Source organism: Pseudonocardia parietis (genome assembly GCF_017876315.1).
GTDB lineage: Bacteria > Actinomycetota > Actinomycetes > Mycobacteriales > Pseudonocardiaceae > Pseudonocardia > Pseudonocardia parietis.
Genome location: NZ_JAGINU010000001.1, coordinates 2,410,981 through 2,429,704, shown reverse-complemented (window position 1 = coordinate 2,429,704; position 18,724 = coordinate 2,410,981). Strand labels below are relative to the sequence as shown.

17 protein-coding genes are annotated in these 18,724 nt (G+C 71.4%); 7 read left to right on the top strand and 10 right to left on the bottom strand.

The window, feature by feature from the left end; translation table 11 throughout:
• Window positions 1-19: 19 nt before the first annotated feature.
• The 7 genes from JOF36_RS11485 to JOF36_RS11455 form a co-directional block, all read right to left on the bottom strand.
• Window positions 20-172 (bottom strand): MFS transporter small subunit, encoded by a 153-nt coding sequence (locus JOF36_RS11485; protein ID WP_210036441.1) that lies wholly within the window; start codon window positions 170-172, stop codon window positions 20-22.
• Complete coding sequence (locus JOF36_RS11480) at window positions 169-1,569, bottom strand: OFA family MFS transporter (protein WP_210026693.1); 1,401 nt, start codon at window positions 1,567-1,569, stop codon at window positions 169-171. Before JOF36_RS11480 ends, JOF36_RS11485 begins: the two co-directional genes overlap by 4 nt.
• Before the next feature lie 136 nt (window positions 1,570-1,705).
• Complete coding sequence (gene clpX / locus JOF36_RS11475) at window positions 1,706-2,995, bottom strand: ATP-dependent Clp protease ATP-binding subunit ClpX (RefSeq protein WP_210026692.1); 1,290 nt, start codon at window positions 2,993-2,995, stop codon at window positions 1,706-1,708.
• A gap of 189 nt (window positions 2,996-3,184) precedes the next feature.
• The gene (locus JOF36_RS11470; RefSeq protein WP_245350791.1) at window positions 3,185-3,877 is read right to left on the bottom strand and encodes an ATP-dependent Clp protease proteolytic subunit; all 693 of its coding nucleotides are present in this window, start codon (window positions 3,875-3,877) and stop codon (window positions 3,185-3,187) included.
• Entirely contained in the window at window positions 3,877-4,476 is a 600-nt protein-coding gene (locus JOF36_RS11465) for an ATP-dependent Clp protease proteolytic subunit (protein WP_210035400.1), read from the bottom strand. The genes JOF36_RS11470 and JOF36_RS11465 overlap by 1 nt, the downstream gene beginning before the upstream one ends.
• Window positions 4,477-4,774: 298 nt before the next feature.
• Window positions 4,775-6,220: a trigger factor gene (tig, locus tag JOF36_RS11460; RefSeq protein ID WP_210026691.1), complete on the bottom strand. Its 1,446-nt coding sequence runs from the start codon at window positions 6,218-6,220 to the stop codon at window positions 4,775-4,777.
• A 217-nt stretch (window positions 6,221-6,437) separates the two neighbouring features.
• The gene (locus tag JOF36_RS11455; RefSeq protein WP_210026688.1) at window positions 6,438-6,755 is read right to left on the bottom strand and encodes a hypothetical protein; all 318 of its coding nucleotides are present in this window, start codon (window positions 6,753-6,755) and stop codon (window positions 6,438-6,440) included.
• Window positions 6,756-6,934: 179 nt separating this feature from the next.
• On the opposite strand from JOF36_RS11455, the gene JOF36_RS11450 reads away from it, so the two are divergent.
• The 3 genes from JOF36_RS11450 to JOF36_RS11440 are packed head-to-tail and all read left to right on the top strand — an operon-like array spanning window position 6,935 to window position 8,474.
• Window positions 6,935-7,561, top strand: a complete 627-nt coding sequence (locus tag JOF36_RS11450) for an RNA polymerase sigma factor (RefSeq protein WP_307862327.1) — start codon at window positions 6,935-6,937, stop codon at window positions 7,559-7,561.
• The gene (locus tag JOF36_RS11445; RefSeq protein WP_210026687.1) at window positions 7,552-8,118 is read left to right on the top strand and encodes an Asp23/Gls24 family envelope stress response protein; all 567 of its coding nucleotides are present in this window, start codon (window positions 7,552-7,554) and stop codon (window positions 8,116-8,118) included. The genes JOF36_RS11450 and JOF36_RS11445 overlap by 10 nt, the downstream gene beginning before the upstream one ends.
• Window positions 8,115-8,474: an Asp23/Gls24 family envelope stress response protein gene (locus JOF36_RS11440; protein ID WP_210026685.1), complete on the top strand. Its 360-nt coding sequence runs from the start codon at window positions 8,115-8,117 to the stop codon at window positions 8,472-8,474. The genes JOF36_RS11445 and JOF36_RS11440 overlap by 4 nt, the downstream gene beginning before the upstream one ends.
• Window positions 8,475-8,495: 21 nt before the next feature.
• On the opposite strand, the gene JOF36_RS11435 is transcribed toward JOF36_RS11440, so the two are convergent.
• Window positions 8,496-9,356 (bottom strand): (2Fe-2S)-binding protein, encoded by an 861-nt coding sequence (locus JOF36_RS11435; protein WP_210026683.1) that lies wholly within the window; start codon window positions 9,354-9,356, stop codon window positions 8,496-8,498.
• A 509-nt stretch (window positions 9,357-9,865) separates the two neighbouring features.
• Here JOF36_RS11435 and gltB point away from each other — a divergent pair.
• Both gltB and JOF36_RS11425 read left to right on the top strand, forming a co-directional pair.
• Window positions 9,866-14,434 carry a glutamate synthase large subunit gene (gene gltB / locus JOF36_RS11430; protein ID WP_210026682.1) on the top strand — a complete coding sequence of 1,523 codons (4,569 nt, stop codon included), beginning with the start codon at window positions 9,866-9,868 and terminating at the stop codon, window positions 14,432-14,434.
• Window positions 14,427-15,878: a glutamate synthase subunit beta gene (locus JOF36_RS11425; protein ID WP_210026681.1), complete on the top strand. Its 1,452-nt coding sequence runs from the start codon at window positions 14,427-14,429 to the stop codon at window positions 15,876-15,878. Before gltB ends, JOF36_RS11425 begins: the two co-directional genes overlap by 8 nt.
• A 62-nt stretch (window positions 15,879-15,940) precedes the next feature.
• Here the strand turns inward: JOF36_RS11425 and JOF36_RS11420 are convergent, their stop codons facing one another.
• Window positions 15,941-16,195, bottom strand: a complete 255-nt coding sequence (locus tag JOF36_RS11420; RefSeq protein ID WP_210026680.1) for a hypothetical protein — start codon at window positions 16,193-16,195, stop codon at window positions 15,941-15,943.
• Between the two features lie 293 nt (window positions 16,196-16,488).
• Window positions 16,489-17,115, bottom strand: coding sequence for a DedA family protein (locus JOF36_RS11415; RefSeq protein WP_210026679.1), 627 nt, complete (start codon window positions 17,113-17,115; stop codon window positions 16,489-16,491).
• A 180-nt stretch (window positions 17,116-17,295) separates the two neighbouring features.
• Between JOF36_RS11415 and JOF36_RS11410 the strand changes: the two genes are divergently transcribed.
• The gene (locus JOF36_RS11410; protein WP_210026678.1) at window positions 17,296-17,694 is read left to right on the top strand and encodes a DoxX family protein; all 399 of its coding nucleotides are present in this window, start codon (window positions 17,296-17,298) and stop codon (window positions 17,692-17,694) included.
• Window positions 17,695-17,788: 94 nt separating this feature from the next.
• Complete coding sequence (locus tag JOF36_RS11405; RefSeq protein WP_210026676.1) at window positions 17,789-18,691, top strand: DUF2188 domain-containing protein; 903 nt, start codon at window positions 17,789-17,791, stop codon at window positions 18,689-18,691.
• Window positions 18,692-18,724 lie beyond the last annotated feature (33 nt).

The following is an 18,724-nucleotide window of genomic DNA, read 5'->3' as shown; positions in this document are numbered from 1 at the left end:
GACGACCGCTCACGGGGCCTCAGCCGAACAGGGCCGGGACCTTCAGCATCAGTTCGTAGAGCCCGTAGCCGAACGGCACGCCGACCCAGACCCAGGCGAGTACGGCGCCCGTCCACTGCAGCGGGCCCCAGCCGGTCGATCCGGTCGGCCCGGTCGCCTCGTGCGTGCTCATGTCTGCTGCCCCTTCACCTCGGCGGTCGGCCGGTCGGCGTCATCCGCGACGTCCACCTCCGGCTCGTGATACTTCGGATTCACCGGCCGGATCAGCTCGTTGCACACGAACCCGATCACCAGCAGCACGACCATGATCGAGAACGCGGTGGTGTAGCGGGCCGGCCCCTCCACCCCGGCCTGGATCCGGGAGTCGGCGATCGCGTTGACGATCAGCGGCCCGAGCACACCCGCGGTCGACCAGGCCGTCAGCAGCCGGCCGTGGATCGCACCGACCTGGTAGGTCCCGAACAGGTCCCGCAGGTAGGCCGGGACGGTGGCGAACCCGGCGCCGTAGAACGAGAGGATCAGGATCGAGGCGACCAGGAACAGCGCCCGGCTCTGGTTCGGGATCAGCGTGATCAGCAGATAGAGCAGCGCGCCGACGCCGAGGTAGATCCGGTACATGTTCTTGCGGCCGAGCACGTCCGACAACGACGACCAGGCGAGCCGGCCCGCCGAGTTGGCCAGCGACAGGATCGACACGAAGCCGACCGCGGTCGCGGCGAGCGTCTCGGCCGGGGTGGAGTCACGGAAGAAGTCCTGGAAGATCGGGTTGGCCCGTTCCAGGATGCCGATACCGGCCGTCACGTTGAAGGTCAGCACCACCCACAACAACCAGAACTGCGGTGTGCGGAGCGCGTTGTTCGCCGACACCTGACCGGTCGTGATCATGGCGGACTTCTTCGCCGAGGACGCGTCCCAGCCCGGAGGCGTCCACCCCTCGGCCGGTACCCGGATCAGCATCCAGCCGACCGACATGAAGACCAGGTAGATCAGGCCCATGACCAGGAACGTGTTGCCGATACCCGTGACGGACGGGTTGTCCCCGGAGGCGCCGAACGCCGAGAGCAGCGACGCCGTCAGCGGCGAGGCGATCAGCGCGCCACCACCGAATCCCATGATCGCCAGGCCGGTGGCCAGGCCGGGCCGGTCCGGGAACCACTTGATCAGCGTCGAGACCGGGGAGATGTAGCCGACGCCCAGCCCGATCCCGCCGACGAACCCGTACCCGAACACGACCAGCCAGTACCAGCCGAGGTAGAGCCCCAGCGCGGAGATCAGGAAGCCGGAGACGAAGCAGGAGGTGGCCACGACCATCGCCCAGCGGGGCCCGTTCGCGTCGACCTTCGTGCCGAACAGCGCCGAGGACAGGCCGAGCATGATGATCGCGAGGGTGAACGGCAGCGCCGTCGCGACTCCGGAGAGGCCGAGACCGTCGGCCAGTGGCGTCTTGAACGCACTCCAGGCGTAGGCCTGGCCGATGGCCAGATGGATCGACAGTGCCGCAGGCGGAACGAGCCAGCGGCTCCATCCGGGCGGCGCGACGATCCGCTCCCTCGTCAGAAAACCCGCCATGGTGGTGCCCCTCCGTCAGCTCGTTAGACGGAGCAACGTTAGGTACCCGGACGGAGCAGCGCAATTTGGGAAAGATCACCCAACGACAACGCCGGCCTCACCTGATGGTGGGCCGGCGTGATCGGGTGGGGTGTGTTCAGGCGGAACGGTCGCGGCGCTCGCGACGCGCGGGCTGGCGCGGCACGATCGTCGGGTTGACGTTCTCCTTCACCGTCTGCGCGGTGACGACGACCTTGGCCACGTCGTCCCGGCTCGGGATGTCGTACATGACCGGGAGGAGCACCTCCTCCATGATCGCCCGCAGGCCACGGGCGCCGGTGCCACGCAGGATCGCCTGGTCGGCGACGGCGTCCAGCGCCTCCTCCGCGAAGTCGAGCTCCACGCCGTCCATCTCGAACAGCTTGCGGTACTGCTTCACCAGGGCGTTGCGCGGCTCGGTGAGGATCTTGACCAGGGCGTCCTTGTCCAGCGAGGTCACCGAGGCGACGATCGGCAGCCGGCCGATGAACTCGGGGATCAGGCCGAACTTGATCAGGTCCTCGGGCAGCGTCTCGGCGAAGCTCTCCGACGCGTCCATGTCCTTCTTGGAGCGGATGTCGGCGCCGAAGCCGATGCCGGACTTGCCGACCCGCTCACCGATGATCCGCTCCAGCCCGGCGAACGCGCCGGCCACGATGAACAGCACGTTCGTCGTGTCGATCTGGATGAACTCCTGGTGCGGGTGCTTACGACCACCCTGCGGCGGGACGCTCGCCGTCGTCCCCTCCAGGATCTTCAGCAGTGCCTGCTGCACACCCTCGCCGGAGACGTCGCGGGTGATCGACGGGTTCTCCGACTTCCGGGCGATCTTGTCGACCTCGTCGATGTAGATGATCCCGGTCTCGGCGCGCTTGACGTCGTAGTCCGCGGCCTGGATCAGCTTCAGCAGGATGTTCTCGACATCCTCACCGACGTAGCCGGCTTCGGTCAGCGCGGTGGCGTCGGCGATCGCGAACGGGACGTTGAGCAGCTTCGCCAGGGTCTGCGCGAGGTAGGTCTTGCCGCACCCGGTGGGGCCGAGCATCAGGATGTTCGACTTGGCGATCTCGATGCCGTCTCCGGCGTCGGCGTCGTTCGCCCGGCTGCGCTCGCCGGCCTGGATGCGCTTGTAGTGGTTGTAGACGGCAACCGACAGGGTGCGCTTCGTGTCGGGCTGCCCGACGACGTACTGGTCGAGGAAGTCGTGGATCTCGGCGGGCTTGGGCAGCTCGTCGAGCTTGACCTCACCGGCCTCGGCCAGCTCCTCCTCGATGATCTCGTTGCAGAGATCGATGCACTCGTCGCAGATGTAGACGCCGGGGCCGGCGATGAGCTTCTTGACCTGCTTCTGGCTCTTTCCGCAGAACGAGCACTTGAGCAGGTCCCCGCCGTCGCCGATGCGTGCCATTGGTGTCGATCCCCAGTCCTGGTCCGGCGTTCTCGCGTCGTGCCCGTCGTTCCCGACCACCACACGGTCTCGGAAGACGACGGTACCTGCCCGGACCCGCCGCCGGGACCGCAAGACGAGTCCGATTCGGCGGCGGGTCGGCGGGCGGTCACCGGCAGCCGTGTCCGGCTCCGGTGCCCCGGGATGTCGTTACCTGCCGCTCGTGGCGGACAGCTTGCGGCTCTGCACGATCTCGTCGACCAGGCCGTACTCCTTGGCCTCCTCGGCCGTGAGGATCTTGTCCCGATCGATGTCCGCGTGCACCTGCTCGGCGGTGCGGTTGCTGTGCCGGGCGAGGACCTCCTCCATCCGCCTGCGGATGCGGGAGATCTCGGTGGCCTGGATCTCCAGGTCCGACGCCTGGCCGTAGACACCCTCGGTGGCCGGCTGGTGGATCAGGATGCGCGCGTTCTCGACCGCCATCCGGCGGCCCGGGCTCCCCGCGGCGAGCAGCACGGCCGCCGCCGACGCCGCCTGCCCGAGGCAGACGGTCTGGATGTCGGGGCGGATGAACTGCATCGTGTCGTAGATCGCCATCAGCGACGTGAACGACCCGCCCGGCGAGTTGATGTAGAGCGAGATCTCCCGGTCCGGGTCCAGCGACTCGAGCACCAGGAGCTGGGCCATCGTGTCGTTGGCCGAGGTGTCGTTGATCTGCTCACCGAGGAAGATGATGCGCTCCTCGAAGAGCTTGTTGTACGGGTTCGACTCCTTGACCCCGTAGCTCGTGCGCTCCACGTAGGACGGCAGCACGTACCGGGACCGGATCGGGTCCGGTGCGTAGCCGCCGGGCCCGCGCAGGTCGGCGACCGACTCGGGGTGGCGCGGATCGAAGGTGCTCATCAGGCGCTCCCGTTCTGCGAGCCGATACCCGTACGGCCGGCGTGCGTCACGACATGGTCGACGAAGCCGTACTCCAGGGCCTCCTGGGCGGAGAACCAGCGGTCCCGGTCGGAGTCCCGCTCGATGGTCTCGACCGACTGCCCGGTGTGCTCGGCGATCAGCGCGGCCATCTCCTGCTTCGTCTTGCGGAGCTGCTCGGCCAGGATCGTGATGTCGGCTTCGGTGCCGCCGATGCCGCCCGACGGCTGGTGCATCATGATCCGCGCGTGCGGCAGCGCCGAACGCTTGCCCGGGGTGCCCGCGGAGAGCAGGAACTGCCCCATCGAGGCGGCGAGCCCCATCGCGGTCGTGGCCACGTCGCACGGGATCAGGTTCATCGTGTCGAACACGGCCATGCCGTCGTTCACCGAGCCACCCGGCGAGTTGATGTAGAGTTCGATGTCCTTCTCGGGGTCCTCGGCCGCGAGCAGCAGCATCTGCGCCGCGATCCGGTTCGAGATCTCCGAGTCCACCTGCTGGCCGAGCACGATGATGCGCTGCTGGAGCAGCCGCTCGTACACCGAGTCGGACAGCGACATGCTGTGGGTCGCGGACCGCATCTGCGGCCCGGCACCGTGGCCCGCGAACGGGCCGGTGTCCTGATGGCTCACTTCACCCTGCTTTCCGAAGTCTCGCCCGCCGGCGCGGGCGCCGGACGGGACGGAGAAAGTCTTCCTCTGGATCGCTCTCGGTTCTCCGGTGTCTCGGGTCTTGCGAACCCGTTCACGGCCCTCGTCGGACCGGTTCGGGGCCGACCCTACGCGGACCGACCGGCCCGCGTAGGGAACGACGCCCGATGTTCGCCCAGAGCGCAGCGCGCACTGCGCCGGGCACGCCGCACCCGGGCGAACAACCAGGTCAGGACTTGACGTCGGCCTTCTCACCGGCGGTGTCCGGCGTGTCGTCGCCTGCCGGCTCCGCACTGTCCTCAACGGACTCGACGGTGCCCTCGACGACCGAGGCGTCCTCGTCCTCGTCGTCGTCCGAGCCCAGGAGGTCGGACAGGTCGACGGGGTCACCGTTCGGGAGGGTGACCGACACGGCACGCACGGCGTCGATCAGCGCCTTGGACCGGCGGACGTCCTGGTAGATCGCCGGGATCTGGCCGGCCTGCTGGATCTGCTGGACGAACTGCTCGGGCGCCATGCCGTACTGCTGGGCCTGGTAGAGGATCCGCTCGGTGAGCTCCTGGTCGTTGACCGAGATCTCCTCACGGTCGGCCAGGGCGTCGAGCACCAGGCGGTACCGGACGGCCGTCTCGGCCTCCTCGCGGGACTCCGCGTCGAACTGCTCACGGGTCTTGTCCTGCGAGGCGAGGAACTCGGCGAAGCGCTCCTCGTCGTGGTCGAAGGCGTGCACCGCGTCGTGCAGCCGGTTGTCGATCTCGCCCTGCACGACGCTCTCCGGCAGCGGGACCTCGGTGCCCTCGACGATCTTGTCGAGCAGCCGGTCGCGGGCCTGCGTGGCCTGCTCCATGCGCTTGGACTGGCCGAGGCGCTCGCGCAGGTTCTCCTGCAGCTCCTCGAGCGTGTCGAACTCCGAGGCCAGCTGGGCGAACTCGTCGTCGGCGTCGGGGAGGTGCCGCTCCTTGACCGCCGTCACCTTGACGGTGATCTCCGCGTCGCGGTCGGCGTACTCGCCGGCCACCAGCTTCGAGGTGAAGGTCTTCTCCTCCTCGGCCGACATGCCCTCGAGGGCCTCGTCGATGCCGTCGATCAGACCGCCCTGGCCGACCTCGTAGGAGAAGCCGGTGGTGGTGGCCTCCTCGATGGTCTTGCCGTCGACCGAGGCTGAGAGGTCGATCTGGACGAAGTCGCCGGTCTGCGCCGGACGCTCGACGCCGGTCAGCGTGCCGAAGCGGGCACGGAGCTGGTCCAGCTGCTCGGTGACCTGCTCCTCGTCCACCTCGGTCTCGTCGACCTCGACGGTCAGCCCCTCGAGCTCCGGCAGCTCGAACTCCGGGCGGATGTCGACCTCGGCGGTGAACGTGATGCGCTCACCGTCGGCGATCTCGGTGACCTCGATGTCCGGGCGGCCGATCGGCTTGACGTCCTCGGACGTCACGATCGCCTCCTGGTACTTGGTCGGGATCGCGTTGTTGACGACCTCGTCGAGAACCGGGGCCCGGCCGATACGGGCCTCGAGAATGCGGGCCGGTGCCTTGCCCGGACGGAAACCGGGGATCCGGACCTGCTGAGCGATCTTCTTGTACGCGCGGTCGAAGTCGGGCTTGAGCTCGTCGAACGGCACCTCGACGTTGATCCGGACGCGCGTCGGGCTGAGGTGCTCGACGGTGCTCTTCACGGTGGAACTCCTTGCCGGTGCGGGCTTGTGTGCAAACGGGCCGCAGCGAGCGGCCCGGGTTGTTCTCCGGCCCCCGGCCGGACGGATCCGGCGGCGACCCCGGAATCGCACCGGGCGTCCCCTTCCGGCCCACGGGCACGCGGACGTGCCGTTGCGACGGCGGGGGCCCGCGCGAGTCTAGGCGAGCCCGCTCACGGCGTGTCGGGCCGGGCGTGCGTCACGGCGCAACGGCCCGGCCGGGCGCGGCGTCGACACCGCCCACGTCGGCCACCGTGACCTCCACGGCGACGGCGTCGTCGGCGAGCACGGCACGGACCCGGGCGGCGATCCCGTCGGCGATCTCGCCGAAGGGCGTGCCCAGCGAGACGACGACGGCGATCTCGACCGGGTCGCCCAGGCGCACCCCCCACACCCGCCGCCCCGGCAGGTAGGAGGCGATGGAGCCGAACGGGCCGCCGTGGAGCCGCAGCACCGCCGGGTGCTCCAGCACGGCCGCCGCCACGTCCTCCGGTCCCGGACCGGTCGCCTCGTTCACGCGGCCACCGTAATGGGTACGACGGGGACTCACCTGCTTCCTCTGCGTGTCCGACAGGCGGCGGCGAGTAGCCGTCACTACCGTCGACGACGACTCCCGGGTACCCCTCCACCGGTTCCCACCGGCGGACCGGTCCTCCGGACACGGAGCCAACAGACCAACGACGGAGACGGACGGACGTGCAGGTCCCCGACCGGACGCCCCAGGGCGGGCCGCACGGTGCGCTTCCCACCGCGGGCGTGGCGCACCCGGCACCGTCGGTGTCCCCTGCCGCGCTGGACGAGGCGACCCTCGTGGCCCGCGCCCAGGACGGCGACGTGCACGCCTTCGAGGAGCTCGCCCGACGGCACCAGAACGCGCTCTACCGGGTCGCCGTCCGGGTGCTCGGCCAGCGTGCGGACGCCGAGGACGCCCTGCAGGAGGCACTGCTCGACGCGTGGCGGAAGATCGGCACGTTCCGCGGCGACGCCGCCTTCTCGACCTGGATGTACCGGATCGTGACCCACCGCTGCACCGCCCTGATGCGGAGGAACCGGCCGACGGTGCCGCTCCCGGACGAGGACGCCCTGGCCACCGACCGCGGGTCCCCGGCACGGGCCGCCGAGGTCGATGCCGAGCTGGCCGCACTCTCCCGGGCGTTGCGCGAGCTGCCGCACGAGCAGCGCACGTGCTGGGTGCTGCGGGAGCTCGAGGGGCTGGGCTACGCCGACATCTCCGAGATCACCGGCGTCGGCGAGACCGCCGTACGCGGGAGGATCCACCGGGCACGGGCGGCACTCGCTGAGAGGATGCGGGCATGGCGGTAGAACGGGTGCGGCCGCTGGCCTGCGGCCGGGACGCTGCCGACGTGTGGGAGCACGCCGAGCTGGGCGCCCTCGACGAACACGAACGGTCCTGCCGGCACTGCGCCGCGGCCCTGGCCGACCGCGACCGGCTCGGCGGGCTGGTCGCCCGGATGGCGGCCGAGCCGCTGCGGCCGCCGCCGTCGGTACTGGAGCAGGTGGTGGGTGCGGTGGTCGCCGACCTGGGACCGCACGAGCTGCTGCGGATCGGGCCCGACGCCTGGCTGGGCCGGCCGGCCGCGGAGGCGGCGCTGCGACACGTCGTCGACTCGATGGGCGGCCTGCGGGCCCGGCGCTGCCGGATCGAGCAGACCGGCGGGCCACCCGGCGATCCCGCCCCGGACGCGGACGTCGAACCGGTCTGGGTCCGGATGACGGTCACCGCCCGGTTCGGCGTCGACCTCGCCTCGGTGACCGCCCGGGTCCGGCAGATGATCATTTCGGCCGGCGAGCGGACGCTCGGAGTGCCGGTCGACGGCGTCGACATCCTGGTGGAGGACGTGTGGGAGGACCCGGTATGACTACCGTCCGCTTCCACGTCTCGGACCTCGCCGTCGCACGGGTGGCCGCGCGCCGGGCCCGCGCGGTGCCGGGCGTCGTCACGCTGCTGGGGGGTCTGCAGCAGACGTTGCTCGGGCTGGCCGGGGAATGGCTGCCCCACGACCCGGTGCCCGACGAGCTGCGCACCCGCGGGGTCGTCGCCGGCGTCCACGGCCGGGAGGCCGACGTCCGGGTGTCCGTCGGGATCCGCCTCGGGACACCGTGCGCGGACCTCGCCGCGCGGGTCCAGCGGGAGGTGGCGGAGGAGATCGCCGCGGTGACCGGCCTGACCGCCCGCGTGCGGGTCACGATCGCCCACATCGACCTCCCCCGCTGACCCGGGCCGGGGGCGGGACGCTCAGGTCAGGACGCAGTCGCCGCAGGTGCCGCCGTCGGGGATCCGCACGTAGAGGCAGCAGCTGCGGCGGCGGAACGACCACTCGGTGTCCGGGTCGGTCTCGTCGAGGCGGAGCAGGTGCCCGGTCGCCCCGTCCGGGAGCGGTCCGCGCAGGGCCGGGTGCCCGATCAGCGCACCGAGCAGGGCGAGGAAGGCAGGCCGGTCGGCCCGCCGCATCGCCTCCATCACCCGGGCCGCGCCCCCGATCGCGGAGACGACGTTGCCCCGCAGCACCCGTTCGGACACCGACACCCGCGCGGCGACGGCGGCGTACAGCGGTTCGAGGTGGGTGGTGGCCAGCTCGCGGGCCAGCAGGTCCGCGGCGCCGTCGGGGTCGGTCAGCGGGTCCGGGGCCCGGACGCCCGCGGGCCCCGCCGGCACCACCGACGCGTGCGGTGCCACCGACGCGTCCGGTGTCACCGCGGTGTCCCGCGTCGTCGGCAGCGCGGGCGCCCAGGGGTCGCCGGCGGACGGGTCGCGGTACAGATCTCCGAGCCGGGGCAGCACGCCGTGCAGCGCCACCGCCGCGAACGGCATCGACACCAGCCGGGCGGCCATCCCCTGGACCGCGATCGACGCCGCCACCCGCCGCCCGGTGCGCAGCGACGCGGCGACCTGGTCGATCCGGGCCGAGAGCGGATCGGTCCCGGTGCCGGGCGGGGCGTACAGCTCGTCCCACCGCCGCCACGGGCCTGCGGGGTCCGGCGGCAGGACACCGACGGCGAACCACGGCCCGATCCGGGCGACGTCGGCGAGCACCGCCGCCACCGCCCCCCGATCGGGTACGGACGGCAGGGCTGGGAACGACTCGGGCAGGTCCATCGGAGGCAGTCTCCCCGGGCCGGCACGGGCGCGTCCCGGCGTCCGCGTAACGAATCGACCACGTGCCGCGACATCGCCAGAAGAGAGGCCTCTCCCGGGTCGCTGATCACGTGTCGCTCACCGTGCGGACACGGGGAGGCAACGTCGTCCTGCTTGGATGGCCAGCGATCCACGTCACGCGATCCGCTCCCGATCATCTGTAGCGCGCGCGGGTTTCGGCGTGCCACTCTGTGCTCTCGCCAGACCGCACTCGCCGGGGTGTGCGGTCGAACCGTGCCGCAGGGCTTGGCCGGGTATCGGATGTCAGCGCCCGGCCGCGAGTCGTGCCCGGAGGAGGTCTCCGACAGCCCCCCACCCCGGCGGCACGGTGCACCTGAACGGCCCTTTCGAACACCCTCGACCCGACGGTCGCTGTACTCTGAGAACCCTTTTCGGACCGCAGCGCGCTGCCGGGTCCCGGGTCGTCCGATACGGGTGGCAGAGGTGCACCGAGACGACAGGAGGAGCAGTTGGCCGCGATCAGTGACCAGACGCGTCGCCCCTCGCCCGGTGGTCTGTACGCCGCCGATCACGAGCACGACGCCTGCGGTGTGGCCATGTTGGCCGACGTCACCGGCAAGCGGGACCACGCCATCGTGCAGAAGGCCATCGAGGCCCTGCTGCGGTTGGAACACCGTGGTGCCCGTGGTGCCGAGCACAACACCGGCGACGGTGCGGGGATCCTGATCCAGGTTCCCGATGACTTCTACCGCGAGGTCACCGACTTCTGGCTGCCTCCGTCAGGTGCCTACGCCACCGGCATCGCGATGCTGCCGCAGGACCCCGAGCAGGTCAGCGAGGCGATCGAGGCGATCGGCCGGCTGGCCGCGGAGGAGAACCTGACGGTCCTGGGCTGGCGCGAGCTCCCGACCGACCCGGACGCCGCCGACCTGGGCCCGACCGCGCTCGCGGTGATGCCCACGTTCCGGCAGCTGTTCGTCGGCGGTGCCGAGCTGACCGGGGAGAGCCCCGACAGCGCTCCCACCGGCGTGGAGCTGGAGCGTCGCGCGTTCTGCCTGCGCAAGCGGGTCGAGCACGCGCACGACGCCTACTTCGCGTCGCTGAGCCCGCGCACCATCATCTACAAGGGCATGCTCGCCGAGCCCCAGGTCGCCGCGTTCTACCCCGACCTGACCGACGAGCGGGTCACCTCGGCGCTGGCGATCGTGCACTCGCGGTTCTCCACGAACACGTTCCCCGCGTGGCCGCTGGCGCACCCGTTCCGCTACGTCGCGCACAACGGTGAGATCAACACCCTGCGCGGCAACCGGAACTGGATGGCCGCCCGTGAGGCGCTGCTGGAGTCGGCGAACCTGCCGGGCGACCTGTCGCGGCTGACCCCGATCGTCACCCCGGACGCGTCGGACTCGGCCACCTTCGACGAGGTCCTCGAGCTGCTGCACCTGAGCGGTCGCAGCCTGCCGCACGCGGTGCTGATGATGATCCCGGAGGCCTGGGAGAACCACGCCGAGATGGACCCCGCCCGGCGGGCGTTCTACGAGTACCACTCCACGCTGATGGAGCCGTGGGACGGACCGGCGCTGGTGGCGTTCACCGACGGCACCCAAATCGGTGCGGTCCTCGACCGCAACGGTCTGCGCCCGGCGCGCTACTGGGTCACCGAGGACGGCCTGGTCGTGCTGGCCTCCGAGGTCGGGGTCCTGGACGTCGAGCCGGACAAGGTGGTCCGCAAGGGCCGCCTCGAGCCGGGCCGCATGTTCCTCATCGACACCGAGCGCGGCAAGATCGTCGACGACGAGGAGATCAAGGGCGAGCTCGCCGCCGAGCGCCCGTACGCCGAGTGGCTGCACGCCGGGCTGATCCGGCTCGACGAGCTGCCCGACCGCAAGCGCGAGGCACCGTCACACGATGCGCTGACCCTGCGTCAGCAGGCCATGGGCTACACGGAGGAGGAGCTCAAACTCCTGCTCCGCCCGATGGCCGTCACCGGTGCCGAGCCGATCGGCTCGATGGGCAACGACGCGCCGCTCGCCGCGATCTCCGAGCGTCCGCGGCAGCTCTACGACTACTTCATCCAGCTGTTCGCGCAGGTCACCAACCCGCCGCTGGACGCGATCCGCGAGGAGCTCGTCACCTCGCTGTTCAGCCAGCTCGGTCCGGAGCAGAACCTGCTCGACGCCACGCCGGCGCACTGCCGGACGATCGTCGTCCCGTTCCCGGTGTTGACCAACGACGACCTCGCCAAGATCGTCCACGTCAACGACGACAACGAGCTCCCGGGCTTCACCTCACACGTCGTGAACGGGACCTTCCTGGCCCGCGACGGCGGCAAGGGCATGCTCTCCCGGCTCGCCGAGATCAGGCAGGAGGTCTCCCGCGCGATCGAGGCCGGCGCCCGGCTGATCGTGCTGTCCCAGCGCGGGGTGGACGCCGGGTCCGCCCCGATCCCGTCCCTGCTGCTGACCGGCGCCGTGCACCACCACCTGGTGCGGGAGCGCTCGCGCACCCGGGTCGGCCTGGTCGTCGAGTCCGCGGACGCCCGCGAGGTCCACCACATCGCGCTGCTGCTGGGCTACGGCGCGTCCGCGGTGAACCCGTTCCTGGCGATGGCGACCGTCGAGGACATCGCCGAGCGCGGCGACGTCCCCGGCGTCGACGGCCGCACCGCGGCGAAGAACCTGGTCAAGGCGCTCGGCAAGGGCGTCCGCAAGACCATGTCGAAGATGGGCGTCTCGACCGTCGCCTCCTACACCGGTGCGCAGATCTTCGAGGCCGTCGGCCTGGGGTCCGACGTCATCGACTCCTGCTTCACCGGCACCACCTCGCGGCTGGGCGGTGTGGGCTTCGACGTCCTCGCCGAGGAGGTCCTCGCCCACCACCGCCGCGCCTTCCCGGCCGACGACGTCCGCGCGTCGCACCGGGCCCTGGCGGTCGGCGGCGAGTACCAGTGGCGCCGCGAGGGCGAGCTGCACCTGTTCAACCCGCAGACCGTCTTCAAGCTGCAGCACTCGACGCGCTCCGGGCGCTACGAGATCTTCAAGGAGTACACGAAGGCGGTCGACGACCAGGCCAGGCGGCTGATGACGCTGCGCGGCCTGTTCACCTTCAAGGAGGGTCTGCGGCCACCGGTCCCGATCGACGAGGTCGAGTCGGTCGAGTCCATCCTGACCCGGTTCGCCACCGGTGCGATCTCCTACGGCTCCATCTCGCAGGAGATGCACGAGACCCTGGCGATCGCGATGAACCGGATCGGCGGGCGGTCGAACACCGGTGAGGGCGGCGAGGACCCGGACCGCTTCACCGTCGACCAGAACGGCGACTCCCGCCGCAGCGCGGTCAAGCAGGCCGCGTCCGGCCGGTTCGGCGTCACGTCCGAGTACCTGGTCAACGCCGACGACATCCAGATCAAGATCGCGCAGGGCGCCAAGCCCGGCGAGGGTGGCCAGCTGCCCGGCAGCAAGGTCTACCCGTGGATCGCGACGACCCGGTACTCGACGGCGGGCGTCGGCCTCATCTCGCCGCCGCCGCACCACGACATCTACTCGATCGAGGACATCAAGCAGCTCATCCACGACCTGAAGAACGCCAACCCGCGGGCCCGCATCCACGTGAAGCTGGTGTCCCAGGTCGGTGTCGGGACCGTGGCGGCAGGCGTGTCCAAGGCGCACTCCGACGTCGTGCTCATCTCCGGCCACGACGGCGGCACCGGCGCCTCGCCGCTGTCCTCGATCAAGCACGCGGGCGGTCCCTGGGAGCTCGGCCTGGCCGAGACCCAGCAGACGCTGATGGCCAACAACCTGCGCGACCGGATCGTCGTGCAGGCCGACGGCCAGCTGAAGACCGGGCGGGACGTCGTCATCGCGGCGCTGCTCGGTGCCGAGGAGTTCGGCTTCGCGACCGCACCGCTGGTGGTCTCCGGCTGCATCATGATGCGGGTCTGCCACCTGGACACCTGCCCGGTCGGTGTCGCGACGCAGAACCCGGTGCTGCGGAAGAAGTTCGACGGCAAGGCCGAGTACGTCGTCAACTTCATGAAGTTCATCGCCGAGGAGGTGCGGGAGTACCTGGCGCAGCTGGGCTTCCGCTCGATCGACGAGGCGATCGGCCGGGCCGACGTGCTCGACGTCGACGCCGCCGCGCAGCACTGGAAGTCGAAGCACCTGGACCTGCGCCCGATCTTCCAGGTGGGCGAGCACGGCGACGCCCCGCGCAAGCGCACCCGGGAGCAGGACCACGGCCTGGACAAGGCGCTGGACAACACCATGATCCAGCTGGCCGAGGGGGCACTGCGGGGCGGCGACCGGGTCACCCTGGACCTGCCGGTGCGCAACGTGAACCGCACCGTGGGCACCATGCTCGGTTCCGAGCTGACGCGCGCGCACGGCGGCAAGGGCCTGCCCGACGACACGATCGACATCACGCTCACCGGCGCGGCCGGCCAGAGCTTCGGTGCCTTCGTGCCCAAGGGCATCACCCTGCGGCTGGTCGGTGACACCAACGACTACTTCGGCAAGGGGCTCTCCGGTGGACGGCTGACCCTGCGGCCGGACCCGTCGGCGCCGTTCGCCGCCGAGGACAACGTCATCGCCGGCAACGTCATCGGCTACGGCGCCACCTCGGGCGAGATGTACATCCGGGGTGTCGTCGGCGAGCGGTTCTGCGTGCGCAACTCGGGCGCGGTGGCCGTCGTCGAGGGTGTGGGCGACCACGGCTGCGAGTACATGACCGGCGGACGGGTCGTCGTGCTCGGCCGGACCGGGCGCAACTTCGCGGCAGGCATGTCCGGTGGCATCGCGTACCTGCTCGACCTGGACCGGAACCGGGTCAACCCCGAGATGGTCGACATCGACCCGCTGGGCGACGAGGACCGGGCCATCGTCCGCGACCACGTCGAGCGCCACCACGCCGAGACCGGCTCCGCGGTGGCACACGCCCTGCTGACCGACTGGGACCGTGCGGTCGAGCGGTTCGGCAAGGTCATGCCCAAGGACTACAAGCGCGTGCTGCTCGCGACGGAGAACGCCGAGCGCGAGGGGCGCGACGTCAACCAGGCGATCATGGAGGCTGCTCATGGGTGACCCCAAGGGCTTCATGACCACTCCCCGGCAGACGCCGACCCGGCGGCCGGTGGACCTGCGGCTGATGGACTGGCGCGAGGTCTACGAGGACTTCCCGCGCCAGCACCTGGAGAAGCAGGCCGGGCGCTGCATGAGCTGCGGCATCCCGTTCTGTCACCAGGGCTGCCCGCTCGGGAACCTCATCCCGGAGTGGAACGACCTCGTCCACCGCAAGGACTGGCGGGAGGCGATCGAGCGGCTGCACGCCACGAACAACTTCCCGGAGTTCACCGGGACGCTGTGCCCGGCCCCCTGCGAGGCCGCGTGCGTGCTGGCCATCAACGACGACGCCGTCACCATCAAGCAGGTCGAGATCGAGATCATCGACCGGGCCTGGGACGAGGGCTGGGTGCCGCCGCAGGTGCCCGAGCAGAAGACCGGCAAGAAGGTCGCCGTCGTCGGCTCCGGGCCGGCCGGGCTCGCCGCCGCCCAGCAGCTGACCCGGGTCGGGCACGACGTCGTCGTGTTCGAACGGGCCGACCGCATCGGCGGGCTGCTGCGCTACGGCATCCCCGAGTTCAAGATGGAGAAGTCGCGCCTCGACCGGCGGCTGGAGCAGATGGTCGCCGAGGGCACGCACTTCCGGGCCTCGGTCGACGTCGGCACCGACCTCACCGTCGAGCAGCTGCGCGCCGACTACGACGCGGTCGTCCTCGCGGGCGGCGCGACGGCGTGGCGGGACATCCCCGCCGCCGGCCGGGACGCCGAGGGCGTCTACCAGGCGATGGAGTTCCTGCCCTGGGCCAACCACGTGCAGCAGGGCGACATCGACGCCCCACCGGTCTCCGCGCAGGGCAAGGACGTCGTGATCATCGGCGGCGGTGACACCGGCGCCGACTGCCTGGGCACCTCGCACCGCCAGGGTGCGCGCTCGGTGACCCAGCTGGAGATCATGCCGACCCCGCCGGAGCACCGCACCGCGAACATGCCCTGGCCGACCTACCCGACGGTCTACCGGGTGTCCTCGGCGCACGAGGAGGGCGGCGAGCGGCTGTTCTCGGTGAACACCACCGAGTTCGTCGCCGACGCCGACGGCAGGCTCGCCGGCATCCGGATCGTCGAGGTCAAGCGCGGTGACAACGGCTTCGAGCCGGTCGAGGGCACCGAGCAGGAGCTCCCGGCGCAGCTGGTGCTGCTCGCGATGGGCTTCGTCGGCCCGGAGAAGGGCAGGCTCCTGAACGACCTGGAGGTCGAGCTCGACGAGCGCGGCAACGTCGCCCGGCGCGACGACTACATGTCCTCGGCCGACGGCGTGTTCGTGGCCGGTGACATGGGCCGCGGCCAGTCGCTGATCGTGTGGGCCATCTCCGAGGGCCGTGCCGCGGCCGCCGGGGTGGACGCCTACCTGACCGGCCGGACCGTGCTCCCCCGGCCGATCGACCCGTCCGACCGGCAGCTCGCCTGAGCTGCGGGGCACCAGGAACACGAGGGCCCCGGCCGTGCCACCGCGCACGGCCGGGGCCCTCGTCATTCCACGCGTTCCAGCTCGTAGGCGTCCTCGCCGATCCAGATCCGCACACCCTCCGCGTCGTCGGTGATGTAGCCGTCCTCCTCCTCGCCGAGCTCACGGATCGCCCCGAGGGCGCGCCGGTCGAACTCGACGACACCACCGCCGGCGTCGACCGGCCGGTACTCCCGGGCGAGGAGTGCGGTGCGGCACTCGGTGGAGAGCCAGGCAGCGTTCTCGGGGCCGACCTCGACCCGCCAGCGTTCTTCGCGCATGACCAGGAGTATGTCCTGGATCACTCCGTCCGTCGTCGCCCGGCTACCGGAGATCGTGACGAATGCTGTCCGCCGGTCCCTTCCTGAACGATTCACCCCGCCCGTCGCGGGCACGGTGCCGCCCGCGGTCGGATCCGGGAAGACCGCCACTCGCACCACAACTGATGGCGCACTCGCGCGTTGAACCGGGCGACCGGCACCTGCAGAACCGGGAGCCCCTGTCGGTGCCGGCACCATCGGGACACCGGGTACCGCGGCCGAGGCCGTGGTCCCGGTGCCCGGCGGGATGATCCTCAGTTCCCCGCGAGCACCGGGACCGGCGTACCGACCCGGGCCGGCCGCCGCCGCACCGCACGGATCCGGCGGACCAGGGCGAAGACCGCCGTCGTCACGACCGCCAGTACCGCCCCCGCCAGCACGCACAACAGCGGGTTGCCACCGGTCATCGGGCCCAGGACGAGCCCGACCACCAGCATGTACACCGCCCACAGCACGGAGCTCACGGCGGAACCGGCCAGGAACGGCCGCAGCCCGAGCCCGAGCCGTCCGGCCGCGGCACAGCTGACCAGGCGCCCGCCGGGCAGGAACCGGGCCGCGGCGAGCGCGGTCACCGGCCTGCGGAACAAGTTCGACCGGACCCACCGCGATACGCCGTGGTCGGCGTAGGCCGAGCGTGGGAGCAGCCGGTTCGAGCCGCGGCCGAGGGCGTGCACGGCCAGATCACCGATCACCGATCCGGCCACCGCGGTGAGGAAGAGCCCCAGCAGCATCGGCACGTCACGCACGACGCTCGCCGACGCCGTCGCCATCATCAGCAGGGTCTCGCTCGGGAGCATCGGGACCGGGCCGTCCACCGCGATCATCAGTACGAGCGCGGGGAGCAGCCACCCGCTGTGCAGGACGGCCGTGACCAGCTCCACGCGCATACCTCCGTCGTCCCGGAACGTCACCTCACCCTCGCAGATCCGTCTCGCTGCGTAACGGGGGTGTCCCCCCGTGACCGGTGCGACCGCCCACAGATGAGTTCCGCCCGCACCACCGGTCGACATGGTGACCGCCGCGGACAGGCCGTGGCGGCCGCTCGCACCGGAGGTTCCGACATGACCGTCCCGTCCGTCTCCCGCCCCTCCGTCTCCCCCGCCGTGCACCGCACGCTGTGGGTGCTGCAGATCCTGCTCGGCCTGTTCTTCGTGCTCGCCTCGGCCGCGCCGAAGTTCTGGGGCGACCCGTTCGCCGTCGCGATCTTCGACGGGATCGGAGTGGGCCAGTGGCTCCGCTACGTCGTCGGCGTGCTCGAACTCGCCGGTGGGATCGGCCTGATGACCAGGCGGTTCTCCGGGCCGGCGGCCGTCGGCCTGGTCCTGTTGATGATCGGGGCCGCACTCACCCAGGCCTTCGTGCTGCACGGCGGTCTGCTCGTGCTGACCCCGATCGTGCTGGGTGTGCTGGCCGCCGTGATCGCCGTCGGGCGCCGGGAGACGCTGACCACCACGCGTTGACCTGCGTTTATACCGGCCACACGACGGGAAGGCCTCGGGTGACGATGGCGCCGGCGACACGGCGCCGCCCCGAACCGCCACAGGAGGCACCGTCATGGCCGACCGCCATGTGAAGCCCGTCGAGGACGGCTGGGCCGTCGAGAAGAAGGACGCCCAGCGCCCGAGCGCCCGCACGACCACCCAGGCCGAGGCGATCACCCGGGCGGTGGAGATCATCGCCAACGGCGGGGGCGGCAACCTCGTGGTGTACGGCACGGACGGTTCGGTGCGCGAGCGCCGGACGGTGGAGGCCAACGCCGACGACACCGGCGGCACCGCGGCGAAGGCCACCGCCTCCGCGACCGGGACGGCCGCGAAGGACACGGCTTCGAAGGCCGCCGACACAGCCGGTTCCGCCGCGCGGGAGGTCGGCTCGGACGCCCGGAGCACCGGGAAGAAGGTGGCCGGCGAGAGCCACAGCGCCGCCTCGGGGGCCGCGCAGACCGCCGGGAAGGGCGCCGACGCGGTCGCGGCCGAGGCCCGCAGGGCCGCCGACGCCGGCAAGGACGCGAAGGAGGCGGGCAAGGCCGCGGCCGGCACGGCGAAGGCCACCGGCGAGCAGCTCGCCGGCAACGCCGCGCGCACCGGCAGGCAGGTCACCGGCGAGGCGGCCGCCTCCGCCGAGCGGTCCGCCGCGACGCTGCAGGCCGTCGCGGACAGCGGAGCGGACTCCGCCGTACACACCGCCGACCGGGCAGGCCGGGTCAGCGGACGCGTCGAGGACGATCTCGACCACACCGGGGTCGCACTCGCCCGCAGGCTCCACGAGGGCGGCGAGCGAGCCGCCATCCAGCTCGACGAGCTCGCCGCCCGCGTCTACCGGCCGCTGAACCCGATCCGGTTCGGCAGCCGCGTCGCCGCCGGCGCGGTCGCGACCGCGTTCGGCGTGACCGGCGCGGTCACCTCCCGTGCCGGGAAGCTGCTCCAGCGCGGGACCCACAAGGCCACCGGGCGCTGACCCCGCCCCCGCCGGCCCCGCCCCGGACATCGA

Coding starts and splice junctions, on each gene's coding strand:
- JOF36_RS11485 (WP_210036441.1), bottom strand. CDS start 172: ATGAGCACGCACGAGGCGACCGGGCCGACCGGATCGACCGGCTGGGGC.
- JOF36_RS11480 (WP_210026693.1), bottom strand. CDS start 1,569: ATGGCGGGTTTTCTGACGAGGGAGCGGATCGTCGCGCCGCCCGGATGG.
- clpX (WP_210026692.1), bottom strand. CDS start 2,995: ATGGCACGCATCGGCGACGGCGGGGACCTGCTCAAGTGCTCGTTCTGC.
- JOF36_RS11470 (WP_245350791.1), bottom strand. CDS start 3,877: ATGAGCACCTTCGATCCGCGCCACCCCGAGTCGGTCGCCGACCTGCGC.
- JOF36_RS11465 (WP_210035400.1), bottom strand. CDS start 4,476: ATGCGGTCCGCGACCCACAGCATGTCGCTGTCCGACTCGGTGTACGAG.
- JOF36_RS11445 (WP_210026687.1), top strand. CDS start 7,552: ATGGCGGTAGAACGGGTGCGGCCGCTGGCCTGCGGCCGGGACGCTGCC.
- JOF36_RS11440 (WP_210026685.1), top strand. CDS start 8,115: ATGACTACCGTCCGCTTCCACGTCTCGGACCTCGCCGTCGCACGGGTG.
- JOF36_RS11435 (WP_210026683.1), bottom strand. CDS start 9,356: ATGGACCTGCCCGAGTCGTTCCCAGCCCTGCCGTCCGTACCCGATCGG.
- JOF36_RS11425 (WP_210026681.1), top strand. CDS start 14,427: ATGGGTGACCCCAAGGGCTTCATGACCACTCCCCGGCAGACGCCGACC.
- JOF36_RS11420 (WP_210026680.1), bottom strand. CDS start 16,195: ATGCGCGAAGAACGCTGGCGGGTCGAGGTCGGCCCCGAGAACGCTGCC.
- JOF36_RS11410 (WP_210026678.1), top strand. CDS start 17,296: ATGACCGTCCCGTCCGTCTCCCGCCCCTCCGTCTCCCCCGCCGTGCAC.
- JOF36_RS11405 (WP_210026676.1), top strand. CDS start 17,789: ATGGCCGACCGCCATGTGAAGCCCGTCGAGGACGGCTGGGCCGTCGAG.